Here is a 12,215-nt window from a genome sequence, read left to right as displayed (position 1 = left end):
CGGCAGACTGGGGGTGCCGCGCGTCGTCGGGCAGCGACCTCCGTCGTGCGGCACTGTGGAACCTCGGTAGAGCTTCGACGACTTTGGAAGAGAGCCTCCTTTGACCTTGCGTGCAGTCCTGTTCGACCTCGACGGCGTCCTCACCCCGACCGCCGAGGTCCACATGCGGGCGTGGTCCCGCCTGTTCACCGGGTTCACCGAGGCGCGCGGGCTCGCGCCCTACACGGACGCCGACTACTTCGCGCACGTCGACGGCAAGCCGCGCTTCGAGGGCGTCGCGACGTTCCTCGCCTCGCGCGGCGTCGAGCTGCCCTGGGGGGCGGACGACGACGCGCCGGGTTCCGGCACCGTGTGCGCGCTCGGCAACGAGAAGAACGAGATCGTCAACCGCATGTTCGACGAGGAGGGCATCGACCCGTACCCGGGGTCGGTCGCGTTCCTCGACGAGGTCACGGCCGCCGGTGCGCAGGTCGCCGTCGTGTCGTCGTCGCGCAACGCGCCCGCGGTGCTCGCCGCGGCGGGACTCGCGCACCGCTTCGAGGTGGTCGTCGACGGCGTGGTCGCGCAGGCCGCAGGCCTGCCGGGCAAGCCCGCGCCGGACACGTACGTGCACGCCGCGCAGGTGCTCGGCGTGCCGGTCGAGGAGTCGGTCGTGGTCGAGGACGCGCTCTCGGGCGTGCGCGCCGGGCACGCCGCACCGTTCGGCCTCGTGCTGGGCGTCGACCGGGGCGTGGGCGCGCAGGCGCTGCTCGACGCGGGCGCCGACGTCGTCGTGGGAGACCTCGGCGAGGTCGACGCGACGATCCTGGACTGGTCGCGCGCGACGTCCGCCACCGACGGGAAGGACGCCTGATGCCCCGCACCGAGGACGAGCGCCGCCGGGTCGACCGCGCACGGTTCCCCGTCGACCCCTGGCGGCTCGTCGAGTCGCGGTACTCGGGCGAGGAGCTCGGCGTCACGGAGACGCTGTTCGCGGTCGGCAACGGCTACCTCGGCATGCGCGGCAACGTCGAGGAGGGCCGCGACTCGCACACGCACGGGACCTTCGTCAACGGGTTCCACGAGACGTGGAAGATCACGCACGCGGAGGAGGCGTACGGGCTCGCGCAGGTCGGGCAGACCATCGTCAACGCGCCCGACGCCAAGGTGATCCGGCTGTACGTCGACGACGAGCCGCTGCTGCTGTCGGTCGCCGAGCTGCTCGACTACGAGCGCGCGCTCGACCTGCGCGACGGCGTGCTGCGCCGCGAGCTGCTGTGGCGCACGCCCGGCGGCAAGCGCGTGCGCGTGCGCAGCGAGCGCATGGTGTCGTTCGACGAGCGGCACCTGGCCGTCATGACGTTCGAGGTGACCCTGCTCGACGAGGCCGCGCCCGTCGCGATCTCGTCGCAGATCCTCAACCGGCAGGACGGCGAGGACGAGTACCACGTGCCGTCGGCGGCGATGGGCGAGGGGTTCGACCCGCGGCGCGCCAACCGGTTCTCGGAGCGCGTGCTCCAGCCGACGCTCCAGTGGGCCGACGACGACCGCCTCGTGCTCGGCTACCGCACGACCAACTCGGGCATGACGCTCGCCGTCGCGGCCGACCACGTCCTCGAGACCGAGAACCGGTACGAGCGGCGCACCCAGGTCGAGGACGACCTCGCCAAGCACGTGTTCCGGGTCTCGGCCGAGCCGGGCGTGCCGATCCGCCTGACCAAGACCGTCGCGTACCACACATCGCGCGGCGTCCCCGCGCGCGAGCTCGTCGACCGCTGCCGCCGCACGCTCGACCGTGCGCGCGACGTCGGCGTCGAGGGCATCCAGGCCCGTCAGCGGGAGTGGCTCGACGCGTTCTGGGAGCGGTCCGACGTCGAGATCGAGGGCGACGACGCCGCGCAGCAGGCGGTGCGCTGGAACCTGTTCCAGCTCGCGCAGGCCACCGCGCGCGCCGAGGGCACGGGCGTGCCGGCCAAGGGGCTCACGGGCTCGGGCTACGGCGGGCACTACTTCTGGGACACCGAGATCTACGTGCTGCCGTTCCTGACGTACACGAGCCCGCGGTTCGCGCGCAACGCGCTGCGGTTCCGGTACACCATGCTCGACGCGGCCCGACGACGCGCGGCCGAGGTCTCGCAGGAGGGCGCGCTGTTCCCGTGGCGCACCATCAACGGCGAGGAGGCGTCCGCGTACTACGCGGCAGGGACCGCGCAGTACCACATCGACGCGGACGTGAGCTATGCGCTCGTGCAGTACGTGCGCGCGACGGGCGACGCGGAGTTCCTCGACCACGAGGGCGTCGACATCCTCGTCGAGACGGCGCGCATGTGGGCCGACCTCGGGTTCTGGCGCACCAACGGCGACGACGCGTTCCACATCCACGGCGTCACCGGCCCCGACGAGTACACGACCGTCGTCAACGACAACCTGTTCACCAACGTCATGGCCCGGTTCAACCTGCGGGCCGCCGCGATCGCGCTCGAGACCATGTCGGAGCGGGACCCGGCCGCGCGCGCCGCGGCCGACCGGCGCCTCGGCGTCACGCCCGACGAGATCCTCGAGTGGCGGCGCGCCGCCGACGCCATGGCGATCCCGTACGCCGAGCACCTCGGGATCCACCCGCAGGACTCGCACTTCCTCGAGCGCGAGGTGTGGGACGTCGCCGCGACCCCGGCCGACCGGCGTCCGCTCCTGCTGCACTACCACCCGCTCGTGATCTACCGGTACCAGGTGCTCAAGCAGGCCGACGTCGTGCTCGCGCTGTTCCTGCAGGGTGCCGAGTTCACGCCCGAGCAGAAGCTCGCGGACTTCGAGTACTACGACCCGCTGACCACGGGCGACTCGACGCTCTCGGGCGTCGTGCAGTCGATCGTGGCGGCCGAGGTCGGCTACCAGGACCTCGCGCTCGAGTACTTCGACAAGTCGCTGTACGTCGACCTCGCGAACCTGCACGACAACGCCGCGGACGGCGTGCACGTGGCCTCCGCGGGCGGCGTGTGGTCGGCGCTCGTGCACGGGTTCGGCGGCGTGCGCGACCACGCGGGCGGTCGCTTCACGATCGACCCGCGCCTGCCGCGGTCGTGGGACTCGCTGACGTACCGGATCACCGTGGGCGGCTCGCGCCTGCGCGCGACCCTGCGGGCCGACGCCCTCGAGCTCGTGTGCGAGACGGGCGACGGCGCGACCGTGCACGTGCGCGGCACCGAGGTGCACGTGGGCGCGGGCGAGACCGTGACCGTGCCGCTCGACGGTCAGGGGCCGCTGCGCCCCGGCCGCCCCGGCATGCGGGCGCTCGCGGGCAACCGCCGCGAGGACGGCACGCTCATCAAGGCCGAGGTGCCGCATGGGTAGGTGTCACGCCGCCGCCCACCGCCGAACGCAACCTTGTGCACGGTTCTGATGCCTGTCGTCGTGCACAAGGTTGCGTTCGGCGGTGGGCCTGTGACGGGTCAGGCGGGCTGCTTCTCGCGCAGCGCCTGCGCCTTGGCGAGCCGCTCCGCGACCTTCGCGTTCTGCTTGTCCGCAGGGCACGCCGCGAGGTAGCGCTCCAGGATCGCGACCTCCGCCGCGTAGTCCTTCGCCTGGCGGTACATGATCGCGGCGGTCGTGGTGAACGACGGCGTCGGCGCGGCCGGTCCGCTCGCGCGCTCCGCCGCGTCGACGCACTCGAGCGTGAGGGCGAGCGCCTCGTCGGTGCGACCGTCGCGCTTGAGGTCCCGGATCGTGTCCGTCCACTCGGTGAACCGGCGCCCGCGCACCTGGTCGGGGGCGTTGGCCGGCGTGGTCGCGGCAGAGCTCTCGACGCTGTCGGACGTCGCGGACGGCGCAGTCCCGGGCGTGGCCTCGGGCGTGGGCGTGGGCGAGGCGTCCAGCGCGGGCTCGGGCTCCGCCTCAGGCTCTGGCTCTGCCTCGGACGTGGGCTCTGCCTCGGACGTGGGCTCTGCCGCCGGCTCGGGCTCTGCCGCCGCCTCGGGCTGCGACTCGACGGCCAAGGCGTCCTCGGCGGACCCGACCGGATCGCTCCCTGCGGCGGGCGTCTCGTCGATCGTCACGTTCGCGACGAAGGTCGAGGGCGCGGGCTCCGCGGCCGGCGCCTCGACGGGCTCTGCGTCGGCGGGCTCCGTGTCGGCGGGCTCCGTGTCGGCGGGCTCTGCGTCGGCAGGCTCTGCGACGGCGGGCGTCTCCGCTGCTGGCACGGTCGCGGCAGGCACCGACTCAGCCTCGACGGGTGCTGCAGGCACCGGCTCGGCCTCGATGGTCGCGGCAGGCACCGGCTCAGCGGGGACGGGCTCGGCGGGCGAGCCCTCCGCGGGGGCGGACGCGACGGAAGCTGCGACGTCCGAGGTCTCGGGCGCGGGGGCGACCGGGGCCTCCGAGGCGGTGAGCATGGCGTCGAGCTGTGCGGTGCTCGACTGCTCAGCGTTCGAGTGCTCGGCGTTCTCGGAGGGCGACGTCTCGGGCGCCGGGGCCGACGTCGACGCACCGCGTCGACCGAAGATCTTCTTGAACCAGTTCACAGGGGCTGCCTCCAGGGCTGGCCGACGTCGCAGAGCCCTCGGGCGGAGCGCGGCGCAGGCCGGGACGTTTCGGGACGACGCGACCGTACCCAGCGCACCCGGACGTCGTCACATCCGTCCGCGCGTCGCGCACCGCGCGTCACGCACCGCCCGCAACATCCTGCGTGCCGAGCACGGGGTTGGGCACACCCGACGGGCGTCGCCGTGTGCACAACCCCGTGCTCGGCCGGACACAACCCCGTGCTCGGCCGGACACAACCCCGTGCTCGGCGAGCGGGACGCCGGAGCGCGCCGTCAGAGCGCCGTCAGAGCGCGCCGGTCGCCGCCGACTCTTCGACCCCGCCCGCGCCGTCGAACGTCAGCAGCCGGTGCGCGACCTTGTCGATGAAGTATCGGTCGTGGCTCACGACGACGACGGCGCCGGGGAAGTGCGCGAGCGCGCGCTCCATGACCTGGGCGGAGGTCAGGTCGAGGTGGTTGGTCGGCTCGTCGAGCACGATCACGGACGCGCCCGAGAGCAGGCACTGCGCGATCGCGACGCGTGCCCGCTGCCCGCCCGAGAGCGTGCCGATCTTCTGCCGCAGCTCCATCTCGGAGAACTGCAGCATCGTCAGGAACCGGGTGACGTTCTTCTTGGTCGCGGAGAACGCGAGCGTCCCGGGCGCGGCGCTCACGGCGTGCGCGACGGTGTCGTCGAGGTCGAGCTCGGCCACGACCTGGTTGTACGAGACGAAGGTCGAGTTCTTCTTCCAGGTGATCTGCCCGGCGTCGGGCGGCGTGACCTGCGTCAGCACGTCGAGCAGCGTCGACTTGCCCGAGCCGTTGGCCCCGACGACGGCGACGCGGTCGCCGCGGTGCAGCGAGAACGTGAGGTCGCTGAACAGCGGGTCGCCGCCGTAGCCCTTGGTCAGGCCCTCGACCTGCACGAGGTTGTCGCTCACGTGCAGGTCGGCGTAGATGCTGGTGATGATCTGGTCGACGGGGCGCGGCGCCTGCTTCTTCTTGATGTCGGCGAGCTTGCGCCGCAGCCCGCGGCTCTTGTCCTTGGCGGCCTGACGGCGCGCGTCGCTCGCCTCGGCCTCGTACGCGAGCAGCTCCTCCTCGTGCGCGAACTGCCGCTCGATGGTCTTGATGCGCGACTGCTTGGCGTGCACGTAGTCGGAGTACCCGCCCTCGTACTCGTGCAGGCGGTGGTTCTCGATCTCGACGATCCGGGTCACCGCGCCGTCGAGGAACTGCCGGTCGTGCGAGACGACGAGCACCGCGCCCGGGTACGACTGCAGCCAACTCTCGATCCACCGCACGCCCTCGAGGTCGAGGAAGTTCGTGGGCTCGTCGAGCAGCAGCACGTCGGGGCGCTGCACGAGGATGCGTGCGAGGGCCGCGCGGTTGCGCCAGCCGCCCGAGAGCTGGTCGACGGGCAGCACGCGCCGCTCGGCGTCGAACCCGAGGCGCGTGAGCACGGTGTCGATCGTGTTCTCGTACGACCAGCCGTCGATCGCGTCCATGCGTTCGAACAGCTCGGCCTGCTCGGTGAGCAGCCTCGTCATCTCGTCGCCGCCGTCGTCCATGAGGCTCGGCTCGGCGAGGCGCTCGCCGATCGCGTCGAGCCGAGCCTGCGTCGCGTGGACGTCGGCGAACAGCTCGCTGAGCTCCTCGACGGCACTACGGTGCCCTGCGAGCTCGGAGAACTGCGAGAAGTAGCCGATCGTGACGCCGAGGTTCACGTCGACCGTGCCGGCCGTGGGCTCCTTGCGCCCGAGGACCAGCTCGAGGAACGTCGTCTTGCCGGTGCCGTTGCGGCCCACGAGGCCGACGCGCTCGCCCTCGCGCAGCTTGAGGAACGCGTCGCGCAGCACGACCTTGTCGTCGAACTGCATGCTCACGGCGTTCAGGCGGATCAGGCTCACGGGGGTCCTCTCGGGCGCCGTGCCGGACGTCGGCACGGACCTCGAACCCTACGCGGGCCGTGGGTGCGGGGCTGGCGGGCGTCAGGGTAGACGAGGCCTTCTGCCAGGGTAGATCGAGGTCTAGCATGGAGCCCATGGGCCTCAACATCAAGAACGAACGGACGCACGCCCTGGTGCGTCGCCTCGCCGAGGTGACGGGTCAGTCGCAGACGAGCGCGGTCGAGGACGCGGTGCGGCGCCGCCTGGACGAGGCGCTCGACGCGGACGGTCTCGCGGCCGCGGAGCGTTCGTCGCGTGAGCAGGACGTGAACCGTCTGCTCGCCGAGTTCCGCGGTGCCCTGACCGACGACGACAAGGAGCGGATGGGGCGCACCGCGAGCGAGCTCTACGACGACGCGGGGTTGCCCCGATGATCGTCGACACGTCCGCGATCGTCGCGATCCTCACGGGGGAGGAGGGTGCCGAAGCGCTCTCCTCGGCACTCCTCGACGCCGGGGGTGCGCAGATCTCCGCAGCGACCCTCGTCGAGCTCTTCGCGGTCGTCGACTCGAGATCCGCTCCTGAGCAGCGTCGACGCGTCGACGCTCTGCTCGCCGCGTACCGGATCACCGTGACGCCGTTCACCGCGGAGCATGCCGCGGTCGCGCGCGAGGCCTACCGGGACTTCGGGCGCGGGAGCGGCCACCCGGCACGCCTGGACCTCGGAGACTGCTACTCGTACGCGCTCGCGGCGGTGGCGAAGGAGCCGATCCTGTTCGTCGGCGACGACTTCACGCGCACCGACCTGCGGTCCGCGCTCGCGCCCTGACGCGCGCGCCAGCGTTCCGGCGTGCCCAGGGCGCAGTCGTGCCCAGCGCTCAGGCGTCGCGTTCAGGCCTTCTGGGCGAGCGCCTCGAGCCGCGCGACGTACGCGGCCCAGCCGTCTGCCCCGAGCGGCGGCACGTTGTCGCCGGCGCTCCGCAGCCCGACGGCGCCGTCGTGCAGCTCGCGCAGGACGTCGGCCTGGCCCGCGTGCCGGGCGAGGTCGGACGTCGTGTGGACGACCAACCGCCGCAGCGTGACGTCGGGGCTGCCCCACCAGGGCACGTGCGCGGGCGCGTCGAGCCCGAGCTCGGCGATGTTCGCGTCGGCGAACGCCCACACCCGGCGGTACAGGTCCACGACGCCGTCGAGCGACTCGTCGGCGGTCGCGTACATGTCGGCGTTGGGGTCGTCGTCGCCCGCGGTCTCCCAGGTCTGCTCGGAGGGGTCGGGCCAGGGCCGGCCCACGCAGTCGCCGAAGTAGCCGATCTCGATCGCCGCGGCGTGCTTGACGAGCCCCAGCAGATTGGTGCCGGTGGGGGTGCGCGGCCACCGGGCGGCGCGCTCGTCGAGCCCGTCGAGCTTGAGCAGGAGCGCGTCGCGCGCCTCCTGCAGGTAGCGGTGGAGGATCTGCTGCTCGTCGTCGGCCATGCGTCCAGACTCGCTGCGCACGCGGCGTCCGGCAAGCCCTTTCGCACCCACCCGGGCAGCATGGGGCCATGAGCGACGACGGGGACGGCGCGGCCGCGCCGGAGGAGTCCGGGGGGCAGGCCGACGAGCGGCACGCGTCCTGGCTCGAGCTGTTCTTCGACCTGGTCGCGGTCGCGGGCATCGGGATGCTCGCGCACCTGCTCGCGCACGACGCGAGCGCGGGCGGCCTCGCCGTCTACGCGATCGCGTTCACCGCGTACTGGCTCGTGTGGGCGTGCTTCACGACGTACGGCAACCTCGCGGGCGAGAGCACGCGCACCCCGACGATGCTCGTCGGCATGGCGGTCCTCGCCGTGATGACCGCCGCCGTGCCGGAGATCCACGGCGAGCACGCGCTCGGGTTCGCCGTCGCGTACGTCGTGGGCCGCCTCGCGGCGTCGCGGCCGTGGCACCGCGGCACGGTCGTGGTCGACCTGCCCGTGGTGCAGGCCGCGTTCGGGGTCGTGCCGTGGGTCGTGTCCTTCTGGTTCGAGGGCACCACGACGTACGCGCTGTGGGCGCTGGGGCTCGCGCTCGACCTCCTCATGCTGCTCACGACGACGCCCGAGCGGTTGCTCGCGAGCAGCCAGGAGCGGCTCGACCGGGTGCGCGTGCAGCACACGGCCCGCGGTCGGGCGCACGACGCCCGGGAGGGTGGTCGTCGGGAGCGCCGGGCCGCCGCGGCCGACCCGGCCGGGCGGCGTCCGCGACGACCCGAGCGCGCGTTCCCGGACGAGGTCACGGCCGCGACGTCCGACGTCCCGCACCTGGGGGAGCGGCTCGGCCTGTTCGTGCTGATCGTGCTGGGCGAGGGGCTCGTGCAGGCGATCGACGGCGCGAGCGAGGCCGTGTGGGACCGCTCGCTCGCGGTCACGGGCGCCGGGGCGTTCGCCCTCGTCGTCGGGCTGTGGACGGTCGCGGTGCGGCGCGGGTACGCGGGCGTGGCGCTGCTGCCCGAGCGCGGGCTGACGCCGCGGCTCGCGTGGGCGGCGCACCTCGTCGCGACCGGGGCGCTCGCGACCCTCGCGGCCGTGCTCGGGGCCGTGGTCGCCGAGCCGTCCGCGCCGGTGATCGACCACGACCGGTGGATCCTCGTCGCCGCGTCCGCGACGTTCGCGGCGCTCGCGGTCGTGGTGCACGCGTCGCTCGCGGCACGGTCTGCGGACGCCGCCCGGCGGGCCGCCCTACGGCGTGCGGTCGCGGTCGGGGTGCCGATGCTCGCCGCGGCGGCCGTGGTCGCGCTGCGTCCGGGCGCCGCGGCCGAGGGGGTCGTGTGGGTGCTCGCCGGCGGTGTGCTGGTCACCGTCGTGCTCGACGTGCGGTCCCGCGGCGCGGGGCGCGCGCGCCGGGGGAAGCAATCGCGCGGCGTCGGCGTTGATCGTCCGGGCCCGGAGGTCGGGCCCGCGGACTGACCGGGCGTCGTCCGCGACGACGGGAGGTCCCGTGGACGTCATCCACTGGCTGTTCGACGCGCAGCTCGTGATCGGCTCGCAGGTGATCCTGTGGCGCGAGGTCCTCGGCAACCTGTTCGGGCTCGCGTCGGCGCTCGGCGGGATGCGCCGACGGGCGTGGGCGTGGCCCGTCGGCATCGCCGGGAACGTGCTGCTGTTCACGGTCTTCATGGGGGCCGTGTTCGGCACGCCCCACCCGGTCAACCTGCTCGGGCAGGCGGGCCGGCAGGTCATGTTCGTCGCGGTGTCCGTCTACGGGTGGCGGCGCTGGCGCTCGGCCGCGCGCGACGGGGCGGACGTCGGGCCCGTGACGCCGCGCTGGGCGTCGTGGCGCCAGCGGGCGTTCCTCGTGGTCGCGATGGTCGGCGGCACGGCGCTGCTCACGCCCGTGTTCCGGGCCCTCGGCTCGTACGAGCCGGTGTGGTCGGACGCCTGGATCTTCGTCGGGTCGGTGCTCGCGACGTACGGCATGGCGCGCGGCTGGACCGAGTTCTGGCTCGTGTGGGTCGCGGTCGACCTCGTGGGCGTGCCGCTGCTGCTCGGCGCGGGGTACTACGCGTCGGCGCTCATGTACGTGGTCTACGGCGCGTTCACGCTCGCCGGGTTCTTCGTGTGGTGGCGCGTCCAGCGTCGGACGCCGCCCCTGGCCTCGCCCGAACCCGGGGCCCTGGTCGCGACCTGAGCGCCCGGCCGGCCGGCCCTCGGCGCGCGCTCAGTCGCAGGTGCAGCGGTCCGCCTCGGCGACGCCGGCGAGCGCCTCCTCGACGTGCAGGCCGCAGCCGGTCCAGGTGGTCTTGGCGCATCGCGGGCACCGTGCGGGGCTGCACATGGGGTCTCCTCCGGGTCGAGCAGGGGTCGCGTCCAGTCTCTCAGACCGGCGCGAGCGCCTCGTGCGGGCCGTCGGGCAGCTCGACGGTGATCGCGTCGCCGGGGCGCATCACGCCGCCCTGCTCGACCACGGACATGACGCCGCCCTTGCGCACGACCCCGCCGTCGGCGTCCGGCACGAGGAGCTGCTTGAGGAGGCGGTCGCGGAACGTGTTGATCTGCTGGCAGGGGTTGCGCAGTCCGGTGACGCGGAGCACGACGTCGTCGCCGATCCGCAGGCGCGCGCCGCGGGGGAGCGCGAGCAGGTCGAGTCCGGCGGTCGTGACGTTCTCCCCGAGCTCTCCGGGTGCGACGTCGTAGCCGGCGGCGCGGAGCTCGTCGAACAGCTCGGCGTGCATGAGGTGCACCTGGCGGAGGTTCGGCTGGGTCGGGTCGGTGCGCTTGCGGCTGAGGTGCTGGACGAGCTCTCCCGCGTGGGTGTCGCCCTCGATGCCGTGGCCCGCGACGACCGTGACCTGCTCGCGCGTGGGCTTGCTGAACTCGTGGTGGGCGCTCGCGGCGACGGCGACGACGCGGGGGGAGGGGCTCATGCGGCGGAGGTTAGCGCACGGCGGCCCGGCGTCGCAGGTAGGCCCATGCGAGCAGCACGCACACGAGCCCGTTGACGATCGCGAACCCGACGTCGGTCACGTGGTGCATGCCCCGGTACAGCCGCGCGGTGCCCACGAGCAGCGGCTCGGCGACGCACAGGATCGTGACGGTCCAGCGCAGGCCGGTGTGCTCGATGCGCTGCGCGAGCATCGCGAGCGTGAAGAACAGCGCGGTCGAGGCGCCCGTGTGACCGCTCGGGTAGCTCGCGGTGGGCGGGGAGTCGTCGAGCTTCTCGACCTCGGGCCGGTCGCGGCCGACGACGGTCGCGGCCGTGACGAACACGAGGGCCTGCACCGAGACGGCGATCGCGGGCACGACCGCGAACCACCACTGGCGCGAGCGCCAGAGCAGCACGAGGCACGTGATCACGGTCATCGCGATCACGAACGGCGTGGACCCGGCGAGCGAGAACCAGCCCGAGACGGTGTCGCCCCAGCCCGAGCGGTTCTCGGCGAACCAGTCGTTGACGCCCTCCTCGGCGGGCAGGTCGTTCAGCGGGCCGACGATGAGCAGCCCGATCCCGGTGATCACGGCCCACAGCGCGACCGCGGGCAGCAGCGCGCGCAGGCCCAGGTCGCGGGCCGCCTCGCCCACCGTGGGCCGCGAGGTGTCGATCTCGTAGCGGTGGACGAACGGGTGGTCGGCCTGGCGCCGGGTGGGGGCGTGCGTCGTGGTGGTCATGAGTCCTTCGCAGGTCGGGTGGGGCCGTGGTCGGGTTCGGGCAGGTCGCCGGGGTGCTGCGGGTTCCAGCCCACGTAGCCCAGGTAGGAGGCGGTCGAGAGCGTCGCGCCGAGCAGGCAGCCCGCGACGACGTCGGAGGGGAAGTGCGCGCCGAGCAGGAGCCGGTCGAGCGACGTCAGCACGACGACGGACCCCGCGACGAGGGGGACGACGACGCGGGCGCGCGGTCCCAGCACGGGCCACACCAGGAGCGTGAGCGTCACGGCGGCCGTCGCCGACGCGGTCGCGTGGCCCGACGGGAAGCTGAAGCCGGGCGCGTGCACGAGCGCGTCCTCGACGACGGGCCGGGCGCGGCCCACGACCTGCTTGGCGAGCACGGCGACGCCCCACGAGGCGAGCAGCGTGCCGACGGCCCACAGCGCGCGCGTCGCGAGGCCGTGCCGGCGCCAGACCCACAGCGCGAGCACCGCGCCCGCGAGGTTGACGTACCGCGGCTCGAACACCTCGGACCACACGGTCGCGGCGGTCTCGACCGCGGGGTGCTCGCGCGTGAACGTCGTGGTCGCCTCGACCACGGACACGTCGAGGTCGAGCAGGCCGGGCGCCTCGGCGCGCACGAGGTACGCGAGCACGAGCGTGGGTACCGAGGCCACGAGCGCGAACGCGCCGGCCCTCAGGAGCGCGCGGCGGCGGGGTCTCGTGAGCAT

At 73.5% G+C, this 12,215-nt stretch carries 12 protein-coding genes; 6 read left to right on the top strand and 6 right to left on the bottom strand.

Annotated elements, in window-relative coordinates:
* Positions 1 to 100 precede the first annotated feature (100 nt).
* Entirely contained in the window at positions 101 to 853 is a 753-nt protein-coding gene (locus CLV28_RS05630) for an HAD family hydrolase (protein WP_100422194.1), read from the top strand.
* Complete coding sequence (locus tag CLV28_RS05625) at positions 853 to 3,330, top strand: glycoside hydrolase family 65 protein (RefSeq protein WP_100422193.1); 2,478 nt, start codon at positions 853 to 855, stop codon at positions 3,328 to 3,330. The genes CLV28_RS05630 and CLV28_RS05625 overlap by 1 nt, the downstream gene beginning before the upstream one ends.
* Before the next feature lie 98 nt (positions 3,331 to 3,428).
* Here the strand turns inward: CLV28_RS05625 and CLV28_RS05620 are convergent, their stop codons facing one another.
* Positions 3,429 to 4,496 (bottom strand): hypothetical protein, encoded by a 1,068-nt coding sequence (locus CLV28_RS05620; RefSeq protein WP_100422192.1) that lies wholly within the window; start codon positions 4,494 to 4,496, stop codon positions 3,429 to 3,431.
* A 305-nt stretch (positions 4,497 to 4,801) separates the two neighbouring features.
* Positions 4,802 to 6,406 carry an ABC-F family ATP-binding cassette domain-containing protein gene (locus CLV28_RS05615; protein WP_100422449.1) on the bottom strand — a complete coding sequence of 535 codons (1,605 nt, stop codon included), beginning with the start codon at positions 6,404 to 6,406 and terminating at the stop codon, positions 4,802 to 4,804.
* Between the two features lie 134 nt (positions 6,407 to 6,540).
* On the opposite strand from CLV28_RS05615, the gene CLV28_RS05610 reads away from it, so the two are divergent.
* Both CLV28_RS05610 and CLV28_RS05605 read left to right on the top strand, forming a co-directional pair.
* Entirely contained in the window at positions 6,541 to 6,819 is a 279-nt protein-coding gene (locus tag CLV28_RS05610; protein WP_100422448.1) for a type II toxin-antitoxin system VapB family antitoxin, read from the top strand.
* Complete coding sequence (locus tag CLV28_RS05605) at positions 6,816 to 7,214, top strand: type II toxin-antitoxin system VapC family toxin (RefSeq protein WP_100422191.1); 399 nt, start codon at positions 6,816 to 6,818, stop codon at positions 7,212 to 7,214. The genes CLV28_RS05610 and CLV28_RS05605 overlap by 4 nt, the downstream gene beginning before the upstream one ends.
* Positions 7,215 to 7,276: 62 nt before the next feature.
* Here CLV28_RS05605 and CLV28_RS05600 read toward each other — a convergent pair whose 3' ends face one another.
* Positions 7,277 to 7,858, bottom strand: coding sequence for a DinB family protein (locus CLV28_RS05600; protein WP_100422190.1), 582 nt, complete (start codon positions 7,856 to 7,858; stop codon positions 7,277 to 7,279).
* Between the two features lie 68 nt (positions 7,859 to 7,926).
* Here CLV28_RS05600 and CLV28_RS05595 point away from each other — a divergent pair, with 68 nt between their 5' ends.
* Positions 7,927 to 9,309 carry a low temperature requirement protein A gene (locus CLV28_RS05595; RefSeq protein ID WP_100422189.1) on the top strand — a complete coding sequence of 461 codons (1,383 nt, stop codon included), beginning with the start codon at positions 7,927 to 7,929 and terminating at the stop codon, positions 9,307 to 9,309.
* Positions 9,310 to 9,340: 31 nt separating this feature from the next.
* On the top strand, positions 9,341 to 10,030 hold the full coding sequence (pnuC, locus tag CLV28_RS05590; protein WP_100422188.1) for a nicotinamide riboside transporter PnuC: 690 nt from the start codon (positions 9,341 to 9,343) through the stop codon (positions 10,028 to 10,030).
* A 187-nt stretch (positions 10,031 to 10,217) separates the two neighbouring features.
* On the opposite strand, the gene CLV28_RS05585 is transcribed toward pnuC, so the two are convergent.
* Genes CLV28_RS05585 through CLV28_RS05575 form a run of 3 tightly spaced genes read right to left on the bottom strand, consistent with a single transcriptional unit; the run spans position 10,218 to position 12,215 of the window.
* Positions 10,218 to 10,766 carry an MOSC domain-containing protein gene (locus CLV28_RS05585; protein ID WP_100422187.1) on the bottom strand — a complete coding sequence of 183 codons (549 nt, stop codon included), beginning with the start codon at positions 10,764 to 10,766 and terminating at the stop codon, positions 10,218 to 10,220.
* Between the two features lie 10 nt (positions 10,767 to 10,776).
* Entirely contained in the window at positions 10,777 to 11,508 is a 732-nt protein-coding gene (locus tag CLV28_RS05580) for a phosphatase PAP2 family protein (protein WP_100422186.1), read from the bottom strand.
* Positions 11,505 to 12,215, bottom strand: a complete 711-nt coding sequence (locus CLV28_RS05575) for a phosphatase PAP2 family protein (RefSeq protein ID WP_100422185.1) — start codon at positions 12,213 to 12,215, stop codon at positions 11,505 to 11,507. The genes CLV28_RS05580 and CLV28_RS05575 overlap by 4 nt, the downstream gene beginning before the upstream one ends.

This window comes from Sediminihabitans luteus (assembly GCF_002797595.1).
In the GTDB taxonomy this organism is placed as follows: domain Bacteria; phylum Actinomycetota; class Actinomycetes; order Actinomycetales; family Cellulomonadaceae; genus Paraoerskovia; species Paraoerskovia lutea.
This window is presented reverse-complemented; position numbering and strand designations above follow the sequence as displayed.

What these genes read in the sequence shown, in the direction of transcription:
- CLV28_RS05610 (WP_100422448.1), top strand. Translation starts at nt 6,541, where the DNA reads ATGGGCCTCAACATCAAGAACGAACGGACGCACGCCCTGGTGCGTCGC.
- CLV28_RS05625 (WP_100422193.1), top strand. Translation starts at nt 853, where the DNA reads ATGCCCCGCACCGAGGACGAGCGCCGCCGGGTCGACCGCGCACGGTTC.
- CLV28_RS05600 (WP_100422190.1), bottom strand. Translation starts at nt 7,858, where the DNA reads ATGGCCGACGACGAGCAGCAGATCCTCCACCGCTACCTGCAGGAGGCG.
- CLV28_RS05585 (WP_100422187.1), bottom strand. Translation starts at nt 10,766, where the DNA reads ATGAGCCCCTCCCCCCGCGTCGTCGCCGTCGCCGCGAGCGCCCACCAC.
- CLV28_RS05595 (WP_100422189.1), top strand. Translation starts at nt 7,927, where the DNA reads ATGAGCGACGACGGGGACGGCGCGGCCGCGCCGGAGGAGTCCGGGGGG.
- CLV28_RS05605 (WP_100422191.1), top strand. Translation starts at nt 6,816, where the DNA reads ATGATCGTCGACACGTCCGCGATCGTCGCGATCCTCACGGGGGAGGAG.
- CLV28_RS05580 (WP_100422186.1), bottom strand. Translation starts at nt 11,508, where the DNA reads ATGACCACCACGACGCACGCCCCCACCCGGCGCCAGGCCGACCACCCG.
- CLV28_RS05575 (WP_100422185.1), bottom strand. Translation starts at nt 12,215, where the DNA reads ATGCTCACGAGACCCCGCCGCCGCGCGCTCCTGAGGGCCGGCGCGTTC.